This is a genomic window from Nocardia sp. GCM10030253 (genome assembly GCF_042675075.1).
Taxonomy (GTDB): domain Bacteria; phylum Actinomycetota; class Actinomycetes; order Mycobacteriales; family Mycobacteriaceae; genus Nocardia.
Map to the genome: position 1 here is coordinate 139,474 of NZ_JBHTDL010000009.1, position 19,312 is coordinate 158,785.

At 64.9% G+C, this 19,312-nt stretch carries 15 protein-coding genes, 1 tRNA gene and 2 pseudogenes; 11 read left to right on the top strand and 7 right to left on the bottom strand.

All coding sequences use genetic code 11. From position 1 onward, the window contains the following. Positions 1-291 precede the first annotated feature (291 nt). Positions 292-376: transfer RNA gene (locus ACFQZZ_RS21440), tRNA-Leu, on the top strand. Between the two features lie 264 nt (positions 377-640). On the opposite strand, the pseudogene ACFQZZ_RS21445 reads toward ACFQZZ_RS21440, so the two are convergent. From ACFQZZ_RS21445 to ACFQZZ_RS21455, 3 genes and pseudogenes are all read right to left on the bottom strand, one after another. Then, a pseudogene (locus ACFQZZ_RS21445) lies at positions 641-1,327 on the bottom strand (DUF2252 family protein). A 136-nt stretch (positions 1,328-1,463) separates the two neighbouring features. Continuing rightward, positions 1,464-1,676, bottom strand: a complete 213-nt coding sequence (locus ACFQZZ_RS21450; protein WP_378683508.1) for a hypothetical protein — start codon at positions 1,674-1,676, stop codon at positions 1,464-1,466. A 208-nt stretch (positions 1,677-1,884) separates the two neighbouring features. Next, a complete protein-coding gene (locus ACFQZZ_RS21455) occupies positions 1,885-4,377 on the bottom strand; it encodes a LuxR C-terminal-related transcriptional regulator (RefSeq protein ID WP_378683510.1) in 2,493 nt (830 codons plus the stop codon). Between the two features lie 475 nt (positions 4,378-4,852). Here ACFQZZ_RS21455 and ACFQZZ_RS21460 point away from each other — a divergent pair, with 475 nt between their 5' ends. From ACFQZZ_RS21460 to ACFQZZ_RS21490, 7 genes are all read left to right on the top strand, one after another. Continuing rightward, positions 4,853-5,260 carry a hypothetical protein gene (locus ACFQZZ_RS21460; RefSeq protein ID WP_378683513.1) on the top strand — a complete coding sequence of 136 codons (408 nt, stop codon included), beginning with the start codon at positions 4,853-4,855 and terminating at the stop codon, positions 5,258-5,260. Between the two features lie 142 nt (positions 5,261-5,402). After that, the gene (locus ACFQZZ_RS21465; RefSeq protein WP_378683516.1) at positions 5,403-5,942 is read left to right on the top strand and encodes a hypothetical protein; all 540 of its coding nucleotides are present in this window, start codon (positions 5,403-5,405) and stop codon (positions 5,940-5,942) included. Beyond that, positions 5,939-6,430 (top strand): RDD family protein, encoded by a 492-nt coding sequence (locus ACFQZZ_RS21470; protein WP_378683519.1) that lies wholly within the window; start codon positions 5,939-5,941, stop codon positions 6,428-6,430. Before ACFQZZ_RS21465 ends, ACFQZZ_RS21470 begins: the two co-directional genes overlap by 4 nt. A gap of 792 nt (positions 6,431-7,222) precedes the next feature. After that, a complete protein-coding gene (locus ACFQZZ_RS21475) occupies positions 7,223-8,206 on the top strand; it encodes a nitrilase-related carbon-nitrogen hydrolase (RefSeq protein ID WP_378683521.1) in 984 nt (327 codons plus the stop codon). Beyond that, positions 8,203-9,225, top strand: a complete 1,023-nt coding sequence (locus tag ACFQZZ_RS21480) for an agmatine/peptidylarginine deiminase (protein WP_378683524.1) — start codon at positions 8,203-8,205, stop codon at positions 9,223-9,225. Before ACFQZZ_RS21475 ends, ACFQZZ_RS21480 begins: the two co-directional genes overlap by 4 nt. A gap of 90 nt (positions 9,226-9,315) precedes the next feature. Continuing rightward, positions 9,316-9,903: a TetR/AcrR family transcriptional regulator gene (locus tag ACFQZZ_RS21485; protein ID WP_378683527.1), complete on the top strand. Its 588-nt coding sequence runs from the start codon at positions 9,316-9,318 to the stop codon at positions 9,901-9,903. A 177-nt stretch (positions 9,904-10,080) separates the two neighbouring features. After that, a complete protein-coding gene (locus ACFQZZ_RS21490; RefSeq protein WP_378683530.1) occupies positions 10,081-11,646 on the top strand; it encodes an APC family permease in 1,566 nt (521 codons plus the stop codon). Between the two features lie 51 nt (positions 11,647-11,697). Here ACFQZZ_RS21490 and ACFQZZ_RS21495 read toward each other — a convergent pair. Then, positions 11,698-13,637 (bottom strand): annotated as a pseudogene (locus ACFQZZ_RS21495) (potassium transporter Kup). 293 nt (positions 13,638-13,930) lie between these two features. Here ACFQZZ_RS21495 and ACFQZZ_RS21500 point away from each other — a divergent pair. The 3 genes from ACFQZZ_RS21500 to ACFQZZ_RS21510 all read left to right on the top strand — a co-directional run bounded on the left by ACFQZZ_RS21500 (position 13,931) and on the right by ACFQZZ_RS21510 (position 16,707). Then, positions 13,931-14,944: a hypothetical protein gene (locus ACFQZZ_RS21500; RefSeq protein ID WP_378683533.1), complete on the top strand. Its 1,014-nt coding sequence runs from the start codon at positions 13,931-13,933 to the stop codon at positions 14,942-14,944. Positions 14,945-15,173: 229 nt separating this feature from the next. Further along, positions 15,174-15,299 (top strand): hypothetical protein, encoded by a 126-nt coding sequence (locus tag ACFQZZ_RS21505; RefSeq protein ID WP_378683536.1) that lies wholly within the window; start codon positions 15,174-15,176, stop codon positions 15,297-15,299. A gap of 43 nt (positions 15,300-15,342) precedes the next feature. Further along, positions 15,343-16,707, top strand: coding sequence for a DUF5933 domain-containing protein (locus ACFQZZ_RS21510; protein ID WP_378683539.1), 1,365 nt, complete (start codon positions 15,343-15,345; stop codon positions 16,705-16,707). A gap of 54 nt (positions 16,708-16,761) precedes the next feature. Here the strand turns inward: ACFQZZ_RS21510 and ACFQZZ_RS21515 are convergent, their stop codons facing one another. From ACFQZZ_RS21515 to sigJ, 3 genes are all read right to left on the bottom strand, one after another. Then, complete coding sequence (locus tag ACFQZZ_RS21515; RefSeq protein ID WP_378683542.1) at positions 16,762-17,580, bottom strand: MerR family transcriptional regulator; 819 nt, start codon at positions 17,578-17,580, stop codon at positions 16,762-16,764. A gap of 53 nt (positions 17,581-17,633) precedes the next feature. Continuing rightward, on the bottom strand, positions 17,634-18,140 hold the full coding sequence (locus ACFQZZ_RS21520) for a VOC family protein (protein WP_378683545.1): 507 nt from the start codon (positions 18,138-18,140) through the stop codon (positions 17,634-17,636). Between the two features lie 178 nt (positions 18,141-18,318). Next, positions 18,319-19,242, bottom strand: coding sequence for an RNA polymerase sigma factor SigJ (sigJ, locus tag ACFQZZ_RS21525; protein ID WP_378683548.1), 924 nt, complete (start codon positions 19,240-19,242; stop codon positions 18,319-18,321). Positions 19,243-19,312: the final 70 nt, after the last annotated feature.

A 19,312-nucleotide genomic window follows, 5' to 3' on the forward strand; every position in this document is an offset into this window, starting at 1 on the left:
CAGGGTGGCACAAAATCATGAGGAAATCCTCACGTTTGCTCCCCACCCACTCCTCTACCACCTGGTATTTGTGCACTTTCGTACCAGAATGACCGGAAACATGACTCGCCCTCATGTTTGAACCCGCTGGTCCACCCGGTTACTAACGCGTAGGAAACATGAGCGCTCCTCATGTTGTCCGTTATTTAATCGTTATAATCCCAGGTGGGGTTACCGGTGAGTACGCCACGCCCGGGCGGAGCTTCGCGATCGCGGTCAAGCCCGGTAGTCTTTGGACGGTCGTACCATCACGCGCGAGTGGCGAAATTGGCAGACGCGCCAGATTTAGGTTCTGGTGTCCACGGACGTAGGGGTTCAAGTCCCCTCTCGCGCACCACACACCGCCCTGGTGTCCATAACGGACACCAGGGTGCATCTTCGGCGGGAACCACTCATCTAGGCGTGAGGCACGCTAGAGCAATCTCGCATCCCGCACTACGCGTTCGCCAAAATGCGTTCATCAACATGGGCGAGTCTCGCTGAACTCGCTACGGCAAGTCGCCGCTCCCGCATGGCGCTGCCCCTGACGATCAAGTACAGGGCAGGTCTGCCTGCGAACTCATCATCCGAAACAGGTGAGATGCGTGCGGACGGTCGAGAATCAAACGCCGACTCGGGCTGTTATTCGATGGTCCGTTATTGCCCGCACCAGCTTCGAATGGTCCAGCGAGTTCTGCTTCAGGTAGCTCTCCGCGTACTCGGCGAGTGCTTGCTCGAATCGGGGGCTGGACCCCAGGTAACCGGCGATGGCCAGGCGGTCACCTGACCTCGCGTGCGCGTATGCGAGGACCCTGCCGCACAGCCGTCCGTACAGCAGCATTGCCTTCGGTCGCATCTCCTCAATTGGGGCGGAGCCCTTGCCATCCCGCAGTTGACGTACATAGAAGTCTCGCGGTTTTCGGTCGGGTCCCTGCCCGCGTTGGGCTCTTCGATCGGAACCACGAGCGGCGGGTCACACACCGAAGTTGCTGAGATGCGCATCGCCACACAGCTGGACGTGCAGGTCGGTGCTCGGTGACCGAGACAGATCGTCGGCCATCACCAACGCCGAGCCGCGGAAGAACGTGAAGGCACTCGCGGACATTCGGCCGTAGCGAACCGGTACCAACTCCGGGACCCGTGTGGCTGCCTGCACCTGCAAAAGGTCGAGCGGGTCGGGCCGTCCGGTGGGATTGTGCTCGGCAAGCGATTCGATGGGCGTTGTCTGTCGCGCCTGCTTACCTCGGCGGATTCGTTCGTCCCGGCTCAGCTTGCGGATTTTCTGCGAAGCGTCGCTCCGGTCCGTCATCGCAACTGCTCTTCGCCGCAGGCGGCCCGCCACGCGGCAACTGAGCTGAACGCGGCGACGTGCTTCGAACGGGCCAACCAGGGCGGGCCGTCGCGCACGAACGTGGCAGGTCGTGCAATGCCCTTCGAGGAATTCATCAGTCCGGAAGTCTGCGGAGCTCGACGATGGTGAGTCCGAGCGACTCCAGGCGGTCGAGGATGCTGCGCAAGTCGATCGGGTCGCCCACTGCTCCGTACATGGTGGTCGATCCGACGATCGAGGGCACAACGGTGAGATCCGGAAAGGCCGCTTGCGCGCGTTCGGACAGCTCGCCGTCGATGACGAATTGATACCGAGTGGGCGTGTTCATTGTCAGGTCCTAACCCCCGCATCGTCGGGTCGACGGCCACCGGTCCGACCAGATTTGGTCATCGGTTGGCTCATCGCGGTAGTGCTGCTCCAGGCAACTCGTTCAGTGTGCGACTGCGCGGAGTCGAGTTCTTCATCCACAGGGGATGAAGGACGGGTTCGCATCGCCCTTCGTCAGGTGTGTGCGTGCCGCGGCCTGACCGGTGCGGCTACAGCAACCCGATGGTGCGCGCCGCTACCAGTGCTTCCCGGCGGGAAGTGACGCCCAGTTTGCGATAGACACCACGCAGATGCGACTTGATCGTGTTGACGGATACGTACAGCTCGCGTGCTATCTGTTCCGACGTCGCACCCGATGTGAGGTGGCGGAGGATGTTCGTTTCGCTCGGAGTCAATGCCGGAAGCGTGACATTCTGTGCCGGCTCGATCTGTTGCCGCGTAGCTTCGGCGAATCCCCCCAGGTCCCCGAAGCGGCCGTGATGAAGAGCCAGAAGTTGCCGCACGGGTGGGCCGGCATCGATAAAGGGGCGCAGAACCGATGTTCGTTCGGCGAGGGAGAGCGCTCGAGTGAGGGCGTCATGGGCTCTGACATCGCGATCGGCACGCCATGCAAGTACCGCTTCCAGCAGCCACGCGGAGATCGTCGTGGCCGGCACGCCCACGTCCGACGACAGTACGTCCGACAGCGTTCGGCGCGCATCGACAGTGCGGCCTTGGGTAGCGAGAACTTCCGCTCTACTCAGCAGAGTTTCGGCTGTGCGGCCCAGCTCGCCTTCTGCGATGTCTATCAGCTGGTCTGCCCATTCGATCCCGCCGACGCGCAGGCAGATTCGCTGAACGTGTGGCAGTACCACCGCCTTGGCTGCCGGGTAGGTCACCTCGGTGAGCAACCGAATCATGTCTTTGCGAAGCGTTCGAGCCGCGGCATGTGGATCAGTCGCCCCGTCGAAGCAGGCGAGTCCTTCGAGCACGGCAACGCGCCAACCAGCAGCCGGAACGCTCTCATCGGACAGCGATACCGGTTCCTGATGGCGCCGATTCCCTTCGGCCCCTGACTCGTTCGGGACACCGCGAAGATAGTTCGCGAACGCGGCGGTCGCGTCGCACCGCGGGACGTCGACTTGATTGCCGAGGTGGTGGCGTTCGGCGAATTCGAGCGCGGTGCGCGCTCGTGACGTCGCAGCGGAGATTTCGCCGACAAATTCCGCGGTCATCGCCAGACGTGCGAGGCAGCGCAGCACGACCCGGTGCCGACCGGAGAGTCGAGCAAGGGCGATCGCTTTACGAAGGTGTTCTTCACCCGCAGTCAGATCGCCGCTGAACATCCACGCTTCACCCAGCTGGGTATGGGTATAGCAGTCGATGTCGAGATCGCCTGTCGCAGCACGTTGTTGAAGCTGGCGAAGGAGCAGCGGCAACGATGAATCGGAGGTAAGGACGGCTGTCGCGACCCCGATTGCTAGAACCAGCGCCCGCCATCGTTCCCGGCACGGCGGCCCTGCATCTGGCGGGCCGGTCGCCCTGGCGGCGTCGAGATAGGTGAGCGCGAGCAAGGAATCCCCCGCGTCGAGCGCTGCGACGGCGCGAAGCAACAGCAGGAAGGAATCTTCGGCGTCGGTGTCTACGCCGTCGAGAACACGGAACATCTCAGAACCGCGACCGTCCATGATCACCGACAGGCCGAATCGCTCAGCGAAAGAGGCGAGCTGCGCGGGATCATGCATCCGAGACATATGCACCAGGGCGTCGATATGACGATTGCGCGCCAGGAACCATTGTGCCGCTCGTGCGTGCAGGTCGGCTTCGCGTTCCGGAACAGTCCGATGCAGCTCGGCTCGCAGGTGCTCGCGCAGCAAAGGGTGATAGCTGAACCATGTCGGCTCGTCATTGTGCGTTGCATGAGTGATCGGAAAGTTCAGCCGCTCGAGCGTGTCGATCATCCGAGCAGCATCCTGGCCGCTGAGTTCCTCGGCGAGCTCGGTGGTGAACGACTCCGCCGGCGAAGTCCAGATCAGAAACCGCGTGAGCGACTTCGGTAAGGACGCAAGAAGCTCGCCGACGAGATAGTCGGATACCGCCCGCGGCGAATGCGCGAACTCGTTGACTGCCGTCTCGGCATCGTCCCTGCTGAGCAGGTAGAAAGCCGCCAGGCGGACCATTGCCGCCCATCCGCGGGTCAGGGTCATCATCGTCGCGAGAAGGTCTGGGCTCAGCACGACGGAATGGTCAGCGAGAATCGCCGCCGCTTCAGACGAATCCAACGCGAGATCCCGCGAATCCACTCGCGTCAGCCGGCCTTCGAGCTGGTATTGCGACCATGCCAGCGGTGGCTCATGCCGCGCCGAGACGACGGTCGTGACATTGGCCGGGGTCCATCGGATGAACGAGGTCAAGCTGTCGAGGGCAATGCGGTCGTGTAGAACGTGAGCATCGTCGAGGACCAGGCATATCGCATGCCCGGCAGCGCCGAGCGCCGACGTCAGCGCCGATACGAATTCCGGGGCAGTGGCCGCCGTGAGCCGAAAGGGCTCAACCGCGGCAGTTGGTGCACCTAGCCCGGTCGCAGGATCGGCGATCGCAGCAGAGATCGACGACCACAGCGTGTGCACATCGTTGTCTCGCTCGTCGAGGCCGAGCCACACGAACGAGGTAGCGGCGTTGTCGAGACGCCGCTGCCGTTGTACCCAATCTGCGAGGAGCACAGTCTTTCCCGCGCCAGCGGGGCCGCATACCAAACACACACGGCCCGGCCCGGTGAATGGCTGGCTAATCGTGGACGACAACGTCGACTGGAGTGTGAGCCGTCTCAGCGCTCTCGTACCAAGGGTCGGCGGCGACAAGCGGTAGTGCGGTAGCCGCGATCCACCAGCATCGCCGATCTCTGCACTCGATGGCGAGCGCAGCCGCTCCGATTGTCGGTCCATTATTCACGCTCCGCACCTTGTGGCGAGACCGCAGAGGCGCCGTCGGGTCATGCGCCTCCCAAGGAGGGTACCGCTTTGCTCGCGCCGGTTCGTCCTGATCAGAGGCACTCGCCCCACACCGGGTCCGGCCTCTCCGCTCCATCGGGTGGCCCGCCGGGCGCGCAAGAGTCACCCCCAACGGGTGAGGCGGCATGCCTGACCAAGGCGAAGCATCTGAACGGGACAGGGTCGATTCGACAGTAGGGATATTGCAATGACGAGTCATTCGAGCGTCAAACAGGGTATCGCGACCGGCGTATCGATCGGCGCCGCAATACTCTTCATCACGGTTGGCTTTCTCCAGATCCTGGAGGGTATTTCGGCGGTGGCCAAAGACGACATCGTGATCGTCGGCATCGAGTACACGTATACCTGGAGTGTCTCGGCCTGGGGATGGATCCACATCGTGATCGGCTTCCTCGTCACGCTGACCGGATTCGCGCTGTTGACCGGCGCTGCGCTGGCGCGAATCGCCGCGGTGATCATAGCCGCGTTCTCTATCGTCGCGAACTTCCTATGGCTGCCCTATTACCCGTGGTGGTCGATCATCATCATCGCCCTCAATGTGGTCGTGATCTGGGCAGTATCGACCTGGAACACCGGCGATTCACCGGTCACCTAGCACGCACTTTCGCGCCGAGGCAGCGCCATTCACGGACGGCAGCACATAGACAGCATCTCGCCGCCGGTACAGGTGCGGCGTTACGCTGACATGGCAGCGAGTGTCCCACCTCGGTTGCACGCACCGCCTCGGGAGGTGACCCGTGTCGAACCGCACCGATGGCACGCGTGGCGCCGCCCCCTCGCAAAGCGCGGAGTCGGTCAACTACCTGATCGACGCCCCGCTCGGATTGGCTGTCGGCGTCTTGCGTATCGCCGGCCGAGCGACCAACGCCTCAGTGGCTGTCGTGCGGCCGATCGTCCGCTCCGCCCTGCGTCCCCCACTTCTACCGCACCGGTTCTGGCCACAGTCCACGATCGAGAGGTGGGCACACCGAGGGGCCATCGCCCGCCACGACGCCGAACGCAAGGCGTCGGCCTTGGCCGACACCCTCGTCCCCGCTGTCGTCGACGCCCTCCTCGGACGCACCGATCTCGCCGGCATTGCGCACAAGGTCATCGACGATATCGACTTACCCGAGATCATCAGGGAATCCAGCGGCACGATGGCCTCGGAGTCCGTAATAGGGGTACGGCTGCAGGGCATCTATGCCGACGACAAGGTGAACCGCATTATCGATCGCCTGTTGCTGCGTCGGAGCGAACGCAACACCGCACCGGACGCGGACACCCCGAACCCATGACGCACACCACGCCGTCGTCCGGCCTTCCCGCTCCGGCCCGGGAATATCAGGGGCGGCGAGCTGGGGTGGTAACCCGCCTGGCCGCCGGGTTCATCGACCTGCTGGTTGTGCTGGTCGTCATCGCGGCTGTTTACGCCGGGATCGCGGCCTCATCGTTCCTGATCAATCCGACTTCGTTCCATTGGCCGGAGAGTCTCGGCCGCAGTGTTCCGCTCATCGGATTCGTCATCCTGACGCCGTATCTCACCTTCTGCTGGTGGACGACCGGGCGTACGTATGGGAACGCGCTACTCGGACTCCGGGTGGTCGACTCGCGGCAGCGGAAGCTCCATCTCGTACGGGCACTCTTCCGCGCGCTGCTCTGCGCGCTTTTCCCGATCGGCCTCCTGTGGGTTGCCATCAGTCGTACGAACCGCTCGATTCAAGACCTACTCGCCCACACTTCGGTGATCTACGACTGGACCAGGAAAACGGATACCGAACGGTGAGCACGAAATCGGCGAGTTGGGTCGCAGTGAAGAATTCGAGCGCATCTTTACGTTCGGCATCGCCGAGAGTGTGCTCGGCGAGCAGCTGATCCGTCCAAGCGATGACCGCAGCTTCCGCGGGCAGGAGTCCTTCGGTCGAACCGGTTCCCGCAGCGGCGATCGCGATCTCGCCGAGGCCGACCACTCCTCCTGTGGGGCTACCTGCAGTCATGACGGTAACCATCGCCCGCAGGTGGGTCAGTACGTCACCGTGACCACCGAACCTCGTCAAGGGCGCGAGATCGGTCTCGGACGACATGCCCGGCATCCGGTAAGGCGACGGAGATTTATTTCCCGGACATGGCTGCGAATTTCGTCGCCTCACCAGCGAGCAGTCACTGGCGAGCACGTGGCGCAGCTTTGATCCCCGCGCGCGTCGCACGCCGGTCCCGCGCACAGACAGTTGGAGACCAGGTCCGACAGACCGTCGTCATCAGCCCAGACCGCCTCGCACAGAAGGCCGTAGCGGTCTGCGCTCTCGATCACACGGTCGGTGTCATTCATGGCGGAGAAGACGTCCGCAGCCCCTTCTTCGAGGTAGCGACGCGAACAACCAGCGGTTCCATCCAGAGTGGGGTGGCACAGCCCAATTCGCCATAAACACCGCGCTATCACAACGAAATCAGTTGTTCTTCACAGTTGACAGCATCGATTTCGCAATGTTGTCTGTGCGGTGTCTGCCGTCGCCCGCAGTCGACTGCCGATTGCTTTGACTGAATTTTCAGTTTATCGATTCCAGGAGGTATCGAAGCCATGAGTGGATCGACGTTCGTCCTCGAGACCGCGTTCGCGCCGCCGACCTCATTCGCGCGCACCACCGATCCCCTGCGTCGACCCGTTCGGGTCGGCGTGGTGCAGCACCGCTGGCTGGCGGACCCCACCGAACTGCGCGCTCAGCTCACCTCGGGCATCCGGATCGCCGCCGAACAGGGCGCGCAGGCGGTATTCCTGCCCGAGCTGACCCTGTCGCGCTATCCGGCGGACGTACGAGCTGGCTCGAATCCGGGCGGCGATGCGGAGGAGCTACTTGTCGGCCCGACTTTCGCCTTCGCCGCGCAGGCCGCGAAGGAGCACGGTGTCGCGGTCCATGCCTCGCTCTACGAGCGCGCGGAGGCTGCCGACGGTCTCGGATTCAACACCGCGATCCTGGTCTCCCCCGACGGCGAACTCATCGGCCGAACCCGCAAGCTGCACATCCCGGTCACCGATGGCTATTACGAGGACACCTACTTCCGCCCCGGACCCGCCGACGACCCCTACCCGGTATACCGGCCCGCCGCGCTGGACGGCGCCGCGATCGGCTTGCCGACCTGCTGGGACGAATGGTTCCCCGAGGTGTCGAGGGCCTATTCGCTCGGTGGCGCGGAGATCCTCGTCTACCCAACGGCGATCGGATCGGAGCCGTCGTTCCCGGACTTCGACACCCAGCCGCTATGGCACCACGTCATCGTCGGAAACGGCATCACAGCGGGCACTTTCATGATCGTGCCTAACCGGTACGGCGACGAGGGCAGCGTGACCTTCTACGGTTCGTCGTTCATCTCCGACCCGTACGGCCGCGTGCTGGTGCGGGCGCCGCGCGACGCCGCGGCGGTGCTTGTCGCCGACCTCGACCTCGAGCAGCGCCGAGATTGGCTCGGCCTGTTTCCCTTCCTGACCACTCGCAGACCCGACACCTACGCCCGCCTCACCGCTCCGGTCGATGCCGAGCGCCCCTTCGGGGAGGTCGCCCCATGAGCTGGACGATGCCGTCGGAAACCGCACCGCAGGAACGGATCTGGATGGCGTTCCCGCCGCTCGGCGCCTCCATCTCCGCCACGCCCGAGTCGGCGCACGCCGCCAGGCTCGCGTGGAGCGCGGTCGCACACGCCATCCTCGACTTCGAACCCGTCACCATGGTTGTCGATCCCGCCGATCGGGAGGCCGCTCGCAGGTACCTGTCACAGGCCGTCGAGATCGTCGAGGCCCCACTGGACGACGCCTGGATGCGCGATATCGGCCCGACCTTCGTCTTCGACGAAGCCGGGCGCCTCGGCGCGGTCGACTGGGTGTTCAACGGCTGGGGCGGCCAGGACTGGGCCCGCTGGGCCAACGATCGACACATCGGCGCGACCGTCGGCGCCATGGCAGGTGCCGAAATCATTGCCTCGGATCTGGTCAACGAGGGCGGCGGGATCCAGGTCGACGGTCAGGGCACGGTGCTGGTCACCGAGACGGTCCAGCTCGATCCCGGTCGCAATCCGAACATGGACAAGGCCGCGGTGGAAGCCGAACTGGCCCGCACCATCGGCGCCGAACACGTCGTCTGGCTGCCGCGCGGACTCACCCGCGACAGCGAGCGATTCGGTACCCGCGGTCACGTCGATATCGTCGCCACCATCTCCGCACCGGGACGGCTGCTCGTGCACTCGCAGGCCGACCGCTCCCACCCCGACGCGCGAGTGACCGACGACGTGTCGGCGGTGCTGCACGCCAGTCACGACGTCGACGGAAAGCCTTGGGAGATAGTCGAAGTACCCGCACCCCGAGTGCTGCGCGACGACGAGGGCTGGGTGGACTACAGCTACATCAACCACCTCGTCGTGAACGACGGCGTTATCTGCTGTTCCTTCGACGATCCGAACGATGCCGCCGCACGCGACATCCTCGCCGACGCGTACCCGGGTCGGCGCGTGGTACCCGTCGACGCTCGCGAGATATTCGCGCGCGGCGGAGGCATCCACTGCATCACCCAGCAGCAGCCCGCGCCGCGCTGACAGGTACGGCGGCAGCGCCCCGGTGGGCGGCCGCCGCCGGGATACCATGACAACTGCGAATGGTGAAGGGCGGGAAGGCAAGTGCGTGCCATGACGAGCCGGCGGGAGGCAATCCTGCGGGCCAGCGCCACCGCGATCGCCGAGCGCGGGGTGCGTGGTCTGCGCGTGGGTGACGTCGCACAGGTGGCCGGGGTATCGCCCGGGCTGCTCTACTACTACTTCAAGGACCGCGACGGACTGCTCGCCGCCGCGCTGACCTACATCAACGACCAGGCTCGCGCCTACCGGAAAGCGGCCGACGACTCCGGACCACCGCGCGAGCAGCTCATCAGTCAATTGCTGGCAGAGCTCCAGGACACTCCGGAGATCATCGAGAACTCGTTGGCCTGGAACGAATTACGAGCCAGCGCGGTCTACGAGCAGCCGTTGCGCGAGCCGCTGGCCCGCACCTCGCGGCAGTGGACGAACGAGATCGCCGATGCGATTCGGGTAGCGCAGGCGGTCGGCGATGTGTCCGACGCGGTGGATGCGCAGCAGGTCGGACTCGTCGTCACCGCACTGACCGAGGGGCTGGCCGCACGCTGGCTGTCACGCGAACTCACCGCCGACGACGCCCGCGCCCACTTGCGCAGCACGCTGGAGACGCTGCTGCCGACATCTGAGTCGGCACCCGGCTAACGGCCACAGCGTCGGCTCGTCGTTGTACAGATTGTCGAAGGTTGGACGGACATGTGTCCAACTCGGCACGGCCCATGGCGTGTGTCGCAGCGCACACTGAGGCGACGCAAACACCGTCGTGCCGATGCTCGAAGTCCGCTATGTGCCGATGGTCGTGGTTGGAGAAGAAGGAAACGAATGAAAATCGTGAATGAGCCCGCGCCCACCGCGCAGACCAGCGAACAACCGGTCGACAAGGGGCTGGCCGCGGGCACCATCGGTACCTTCTCCGGTGCGATTCTCGGGATCTCGACGGTCGCGCCCGGCTACACGTTGACGGCCAGCATCGGCCTGATCGTCGCCGCGGTCGGGCTGAAGATGCCGGCCATTCTCCTTGTCGGCTTCGTCCCGATGTTCTTGACCGCGTATGCCTACCGCGAGCTGAACGCGCGGATGCCCGACTGCGGAGCCTCGTTCACCTGGTCCACCAAAGCCTTCGGGCCCTACGTCGGATGGATGTGCGGCTGGGGCATGGTGATGGCAACGGTCATCGTGCTGTCCAATCTGGCCGCGATCGCCGTGGAATTCTTCTACCTGTTCCTCGGGCGGATCTTCAGTAGTCCAGGCATTGCCGAGCTCGCCGACCACAAGGGCGTCAACATCGCCACCACGCTGGTGTTCGTCGCGATCGCGACCCTGGTCGCCGGCCGCGGCATCACCACCAGCGAGCGGGTGCAGTACGTACTCGTCGGGTTCCAGATGATTATTCTGCTGGCCTTCGCGGTCACCGCGCTGGTACACGTGGTCCGCCACGGTTCGCCCACCCAGCTGAGTTTCGATATCGACTGGTTCGATCCGTTCACCGGACTCACGTTGAGCGCGTTCATGATCGGAGTGACCGGCTCCATCTTCGCCTTCTGGGGCTGGGACACCTGCCTGACCCTCGGCGAGGAATCCAAGGACCCGAAGCGAGTGCCAGGCCGTGCCGGACTGCTCTGCGTCCTGTCGATCCTGCTCACCTACCTGCTGGTCGCAGTCGCGGTGATGATGTACGCCGGTGTCGGCGACAGCGGTCTTGGCCTCGGTAACGAGGAGAACGCCGACAATGTCTTCGGTGCGCTGGCCGATCCGGTACTCGGTTGGGCTGGCCCGCTGCTGCTGCTCGCGATCCTCGCCTCCTCGGCGGCGAGCCTGCAGACAACCTTCCTGCCCGCCGCCCGCACCATGCTCGCGATGGGCGCCTACGGCGCGTTTCCGAAGAAGTTCGGCGAGGTGAGCCCCAGGTACCTGGTGCCGACCTACAGCACCGTCGTCGCCGGTGTGGTGACCGGCGCGTTCTACGCCATCGTGTCGCTGCTCTCCGAGCGAGCACTGCTGGATACCGTTGCGGCACTGGGCATCATGATCTGCTGGTACTACGGCATCACCGCCTTCGCCTGCGTCTGGTATTTCCGCAAGGAGCTGTTCACCAGCACCCGCAATATCGTCTTCAAATTCCTGTTCCCGCTGCTGGGCGGCGTGATGCTGCTGGCGGTATTCCTGGTGTCGGTCCGCGAGAGCATGGACCCCGACAACGGCAGCGGCGCCTCGATCGGCGGCATCGGACTGGTGTTCTACATGGGCTTCGGCATCCTGCTGTTCGGTGCCGCGCTGATGTTGGTCGCACGCTGGCGCAATCCCGATTTCTTCCGCCGCGGCATCGACTCCCACCCGGCCCCCGAGTCCGAAGAGCCGGTGCCCGTATTGATCTCGGCGGACGCGTAGGCTCTGACTCCGAACTGGCGGATCCGCCGCGTGACGGCGGATCCGCCCGCCCTACACCTCGATTCGCGAACCCATGATCACTGTCCGCTCGCCTGGCAGGCCGAAGTACTCGGCGGCGTCGGCGGTGACGTAGGAGGTGGCGATGAACAGGCGCTTGCGCCACGATGCCATCGTCGGTGCCGACCCCTTCTTCAGTTCGATCTTCGACAGGAAGTAGGAGGCGTCGTCGATCGATATCTGGCCTTCGGTCTGCGCTGGGTCCAGTAGGTGCAGCGCGTGCGGGATGTTCGGTGTTTCCATGTACCCGTAGTGCGCGGTCACATGGATGATCCGTCTTCGCCGTAACCGAGGGCGTCGATCTCGGTGCGTTCCGCGTCCGGCACGCGAGGCACCGGCAATGTGTCGATCGCCAAGATCACCACATGTTCGTGCAGCACGCGATTGTGCTCGACGTTGGCCCGCATGGCCAGCGGCGCGGTCTCCTTGCCGCGGTTGAGGAACACCGCGGTACCGGGGATCCGCAGCAGCGGCGGCCGATAGTCCTGCAAGTGGTCGACGAATTCGCGCAGCGGTCCCTCCACCTCTTGGCGTGCGCGGGTGACAACCACGCGACCACGGGCCCAAGTGGTCATGACGGTGAATGCCGTGAGCCCGATCAGCAGCGGCAACCACGCGCCGTGCACCAGTTTGGTCATGTTCGCCGACAGGAACATCACGTCGACGGCCAGCAACGGGACACCGCCGAGCAGCACCAACCACAGCGGCTTGGCCCATTTGACCCGGGCGACATAGAAGAACAGCAACGTCGTGATCGAGATCGTCGCTGTGACAGCCATACCGAACGCGAACGCCAACGCCGCCGAGGTGCGGAAGGCGAACACCAGCGTGAGCACCGAGACCATCAGCATCCAGTTGATCCAGGGAACGTAGATCTGTCCGATCGTCGACTCCGAGGTGTGCGCGATCCGCAACCTCGGCAGGTAACCGAGCTGGGCGGCCTGCGAGGCCACCGAGTAGGCGCCGGTAATCACCGCTTGCGAGGCGATCACCGTCGCGGCGGTCGCAAGCAGTACCAACGGCAACCGCGCCCAGCCAGGGGCGAGCAGAAAGAACGGGCTGCTCACGGCGGTCTGGTCGCCGAGAAGCAGCGCACCCTGGCCGAGGTAGCTGAGTGCGCACGCGGGCAGCACCAGCCCGAGCCAGCCGCGAGTGATCGCCTTCCTCCCGAAGTGGCCCATGTCGGCATAGAGCGCCTCCGCACCGGTGACCGCGAGCACGATCGCGGCCAGCGCGAAGAACGCGATTCCGAAGTGCCCGAACATGAAGCTCAGCGCATAGGTCGGCGACAGCGCCTTCAGGATTTCCGGATGCTTGGCGATCCCGCTCACGCCGAGCGCGCCGATCACCACGAACCAGACGATCATCACCGGCCCGAATAGTCGGCCAACCGCCGCCGTGCCGTGGCGCTGCACCGCGAACAGCCCGACGATGATCACCGCCGTGATCGGCACGATCAGATCCTCGAGCCCTGGCTGGACGATCTTCAGGCCCTCCACCGCGGACAGCACCGAAATCGCCGGAGTGATCATGCTGTCGCCGAAGAACAGCGCGGCACCGAATATCCCGAGCCCGGCCAGCACCGCGGCGGCCCGACCACCTCGTCCCCCACCAAGCCTGCGCAGCAGCGTGATCAGCGCCATGATGCCGCCCTCACCGTCGTTGTCGGCGCGCATCACCAGCGAGATGTAAGTCAGCGTGACGATGATCATCACCGACCAGAAGATCAGCGAAACAACGCCGTACACATTGTCCGTGCTGATCGGGACGGGGTGCGGATCAGCAGGGTTGAAGACCGTCTGAATGGTGTAGATCGGGCTTGTCCCGATGTCGCCGAACACGACGCCGAGCGCACCGACCACGACAGCGGCCCGCAACGTGCCTCGACCGTTCGCCGCGTGAATCGGCGGACTGACTGCGGACGGTGTCTCCATACGTACTCCTTGTCGGCGGGACCGCGCCCTATCGTGCCGGACTCGCCGATGTACCGGGGGTTACAGCGCGGCGGGTCGATGATGGATCCGGCTCGACTGCCACCGATCCGAGCCGACTTCCTGACACCTGGCCGCCGCGCGAGGCCCGCACGACTGCCCACGTCCACCGGATTTACCAGGCAGCGGTGATGGGTTGTGATGCAACGCATCTGGCGTCGGGCGGTTGCATCCGGATAGTGTGCTGGATCGCCTCGTGCACACGAGCCGCAAATTCGACCCATGGGAGACACCTGGTGTTCCGCGCCGAACCCATCCGGCCTCACCGCCGAGCAGGACTGCTGACACCGATCCGTCTGGCCACGGTGCTCCTCGTCACGACGTTGACGGCCATCGGCGCGAATCCGGCTGCTGCGGAACCTGTCTCGGATGCGTTGCCGATCGGCGTCGAGGCGAGCTTCATGGTCTTCGATCGCGAGACCGGCGATTCGAGCGTGCAATTCGACGCGCACAAGCAGTACCGCTCCGCGTCGGTGGTCAAGCTGCTCATTGCCCTCGACTACCTGGAGTCGCACGACCTGTCGCTCACCACGCCGTCCGATGATCTGGCTCGGTTGCAGGCGATGCTGCGCTCCAGCGACGACGACGCCGCCAGCTACCTGTGGATCGAGAACGGCTGGGACAAGATCATCGAACGGATGGTCGCGAAGCTCGGCCTGACCGACACCGCACCGCCCGCGACGCGGGGGATGTGGGGTTACACCGCGATCAGCGCGGCCGACGTGGTGACGATCTACCGCTACATCCTCGACACAGCGAATCCGGCGATCCGCGACTTCATGATGAGCAATCTGCATCAGTCGACCAAATGCGGCAAGGACGGATTCGACCAATCCTTCGGTATCGCACGGGCTCTCGCCCACCAGCCGAGGGCCGTCAAACAAGGATGGTCCGGGTTCGGCGACGAGCCGGACAAGGTGTGCGCACCCGGAAACCCGAAGCCACCGATTCCCCAAGGAGCTCTCAACACCGCCGCCACCGGCCCGGTCGTCTTCGGCGAAGACGGCGTCCGCGAAACATGGTCGCTCACCCAGGGCACAACGCCTGCCGATGGACCCGTGATCAACCTCAAAAAGCGAGCCATGCACACAACCGGGACCGTTGGCGAACACGACGAGAAGATCGTGGTGTTGCTGACACTCGAACCAACTGGCACCACATGGGACGACGCGGCCCAGCGACTCACGTTGCTGACCAAGACGATCGACCTCGCGGACTGGGGCGCGGCAACGGGATTCGGCGCGCGCTAGGCACTTTCTGCATGCGTCACGGTCGCCTACCACGCTGGGCTATGCGTCTCGGTCTACGACCATCTCGAAGAACGGTCTACCAGACCACTCGATCAGTTTGACCAGTCCCCAAATGATAAGGAGAGCGCTACTCAGGGCGGCGGCTCGTTCGACCACCGCACAAGCGTTCCCGCGAGTCCCGAGCGCCCATCAGGATTGATCGGCACGATCGCCGAGGCGTGGAGAGCCCGTGGACATCGTCGTGATCCGGGTCACGCTCACGATGGCCGTGCTGTGCCCAGCGAGCTCACCGGTGACCGGATTCAGCAGGCGGCCACGGGTTTTCACGATCTCGCACCGCCTCGACATCCGTTAACCGGACCGCATGATCGTGTTCACATCGTGTTTACGATGGCCGAATGCTTATTCACGACGCGCAAGGACGTTCGACCTCACCCCCCGAGCAAGCGGGTGTCGGGCGGGTCCTGGAGCGTCGCTTTCGATCGTGGATCGTTTGGGGCGGCATCGCGGCCGCGGTGCTCGTGCTCGTCGCAGGCCAGCTCATGGCCGCCCATATCCACGCGCTCGGCCCGCTGACCAGCCTTTTCCGCGACTACGCCGGGACACCCAAGTCCGCGACCACACCATGGGCGGGCTTCCTGCTCGCACTGGTCGGCATCACGGCCCGCGCACGCGTGACCGCTCTCGCCGCCGCGATCGCACTCGACCTGGTCTTCGTGGCCGTTCGAACGCTGGAGGGTCGACCGTTCACCGTCGGCAACGGTCCGACCATCGTGCTCACCGCATTGGCGGTGATCGCCGCCGTGCGGTGGACCGGCGCCCGCCGCCACACGGCGCTGCGCACCATCGCTCTGGGCGCACTGCTCATCCTCGCGACGAAGATCGGCGAGATCTGGTTGGACATCACCGCCTGGGCCTGCCCGCAAGTCCTGGATCCGTATGTACAACTGGCCGATCGAGCGCTCGGCAATCCAGCGTGGTTCGTCGGCCACGCGCTCGACGTGGCGGGACCGGTGCCATTGGGCGTGGTGCGCTGGGTGTATTTCGAGCTTCCGGTCGCGGCCATCGTCGTCGCCATCTGGCAGCTTCGCGGCGTGACCGCAGGTCTGTGGCCACGGCATCACTTGGTGCGAACGTTCCTGACGATCGGCCTCATCGGCCCGATCTTCTACGTGCTCTTCCCCGTCGTCGGCCCGATACTCGCGTTCGGTTCATGGGGCAATGGCATGGAACTGGCGAACGTCTGGCCGAACGTTGTTCCACCGGTACCGTCCTCGGTCGAATCCATGCCGTTCGACACCATCACACCACGCAACTGCATGCCGTCGCTGCACACGGCGTGGGCACTGTCGCTATTCATCCACTCCCGCCGCGGACCGCTCTGGCTCCGCTGGGGCGGCGCATTCTGGCTGGTGTGCACCCTCATCGCAACGCTCGGCCTCGGCGCCCACTACGGCATCGACCTCATCGTCGGCGCGACCCTGTGCCTGACCATCGAGTCCGCTTTGCGCGACCCCGACCGAGGCTGGGACCGCCACCGCGTGCGGATAGTGGCCTTCGGCGTCGCCACATTCACGGGTGTTCTCCTGTGCATCCGCTACCTCGCCCTCCCGATGGCGACCTACCCGTTCCCCTTCGGTATCGCGATCCTCGGCATCTTCACCGCGCTGGCAATCACCTTCTACACAACCTGGTTCGCGCCGAACCGTGGCGAAGACCTCCTCGCCCCCGAAGCAGAGCGTGCCGATCTCGGGCAGCGCTGAGGGCACGGCACCAGTCCGGGCCGTTCTCGACCGATAGTCGCGTGGGCAACGTTGTCAGACCCATGCCGCTGATTCGGGGGTGACGCCGTTGGCGCGCGCGTTGGCGTCGATGATGTCGCGGAGCCAGGTGGTCAGACCGGTCTCGATGTCGTCGTAGAAAGCGGCGAATCCTGGATCGGTGGCGTACGTGCGTCCCAAGCAGACGTGCATCGAGTGTGTGCAGTCGAAATACGAGCCGATCGACGCCCGATGCCGCTCGGCCAGCGCGTTGGCCTGGTCGCTGCCCGGGACCACCCCTGTTCGGTGTGCCTCGGCCAGTTCCGCGTTGAGCGCATCGACGCTCTCGGCGATCTGTTGCCAGTGCTCAGCGGTCCTGCCCGCGGCACGTTCGGCGTACTGCGCCCACTGGGCGGTGTCACCCCAACGATCGTGTGCTTGTTCGACCCATGATGGCTGCCAGTGCTGACCGAAGATCGCTACCTGTTCCTCGGCCGACAGCAGAATGCCGGACTGCCTGGCTTCGATCATGCGGTCCAGCGCATCGCTCATCCGCTGCAGATGAGCAACACGCTCGCGAAGCTGGTCGCGCTGCCGGCACAGAGATGCCGTCGCATCGGTTGCCGGTGCGTCCAGCAATGTCCCGATGTCGTTGAGGGGTATACCCAGCTCACGGTAGACGAGCACCCGATGGATACGGGCGAGGTCCGCGACCGTGTAAAGCCGGTAGCCGGTATCGGTGCGCTCGGAGGGACGGACGAGCCCGATCGCGTCCCAGTGATGAAGAGCCCGGATCGTGACACCCACGAGCGATGCGACGGCACCGACGGTCAGACCATCTCCTGCCGTGGCATCGTCGAGGGCTCGATTCGTCACACCGTCCAGTCTGACGACCATGCCGTGCGGAGGCCCCGACGACCACGGTCTGATCACTCTTCGGGCGCTCCGATTCCTATGGCCCGCAGATACTCGGCCGCAGCGCTGTTCGGATCGTACGGTCGTGCCGCCGTCATGATCACCCGGATGTTCTCCGGTGTGACGATCTCCAACTCCACCGAGTTCCACGGCATCTGGCGCGGCCCCGTCGTGCAGCCAGGCAGCAACTCCTCACACTCGGCGGCGATCGGGTCGATCTGGCTCAGCACACATGCGAAGCTCACGCTCAGCCCCGGCGCCCCGGCAGGGCGCTCACCCGGCACGAGCAAGACGTCCTGGAACGCCCAGCGGCGCAGGTGCGTGAGTTGGCCGGGGACTGAGAACAGGTCGAAAAACCCGAGCCCACGGATCCAGAAGTCCACCGACGCGGCCAGATCGGACGTGGACGCCGTGACGAACATCGGCATCCCGTAGAGGCCGCGGAAAAGCTCCGGGGGTACGGCGTCGAGCGCGGGGTCGGGAACGGGACTGATGTCGAATGCGGGGAAGTTCTCGGTCATGAGGACATCGTCGAGCCTCACGCAACGTGAGGGTCAAGCGGCGTCGCGGCGGGCACGGTGCACCGTTGCGAGATGCCGAGGTAGCGAACCTTGCCCGCGGCAACCAGTTCCGACAGCGCGCCCCATCATGCGGTGGGATCGGGGGGAAGAATATTCGCGGACACCTGGTGACTTTCGATCAATGGATCGCGGTGAGCTTGTCCGGGTTGGTCACCGAGTAGATGCCGCGAACGGTGTTGTCCGAGGAAACATCCAGGACGACGACCGCCAGTGGCGCGTCGCCGTCGAAGACGACCGCACACGGGTCGCCGCTGACGGCGCGGTAGGTGACCTTGTAGTCCGCGCGCAGCCCACGGGCGACCTCGAGGAAGACCTTGGCCACGTCCGCCCATCCGTGTACCGGCCGCAGGCTGGTCGCGGGTCCCTTGGCACCGCCGTCGGTCCACAGCGTCACATCCGGCGCGAGCACTGCCAGCAGTTCCTCCAGATCGCCGCCCATCGCGGCCGCGACGAAACGTTCGGTCACCTGTCTGCGCACCCGCGGGTCGGCCTGCTGCCGCGGCCGCCGGGCGTGCACGTGCTGTCGCGCCCGGTAGGCCAGCTGGCGGACCGCGGTGGGCGTGCGGTCGATCATCTCCGCGATCTCGCCGTGCGTGTAGCCGAAGACCTCGTTCAGCACGAACACGGCCCGCTCTATCGGGCTCAGCGATTCGAGCACCACCAGCAGCGCCATCGAGAAGGATTCGGCACGGATCAGCGCGTCGGCGGCATCGTCTTCGTCGGGCGTGGTGACCACCGGCTCGGGAAGCCATTGGCCGACATAGGTTTCCCGGCGCCGGTTCATCACCGCACGCTTGCCCAGCGCGTGATTCACCGCGACCCGCACCAGATAAGCACGCGGATTGTCGATCTCCGCTGCGGCCGCGTCGCGCCGTGGCGCCCACGACAGCCAGGTCTCCTGCAGCACATCCTCGGTGTCGGCGACGCTGCCGAGGATGTTGTAGACGACGGAGAACAGCAGTTCCCGATGCCGCACGAACTCGTCTGTCGCGCCGTCGGTCTCCATCGCGCGGTCGGTCTGGCGTCGGTCCGGGTCGATCATCGGAAGGCTCCTGTCTCTCGTATCAGTCATGGGAGACAAAAGCACCGGCCGCGATAACACACTGTGATCC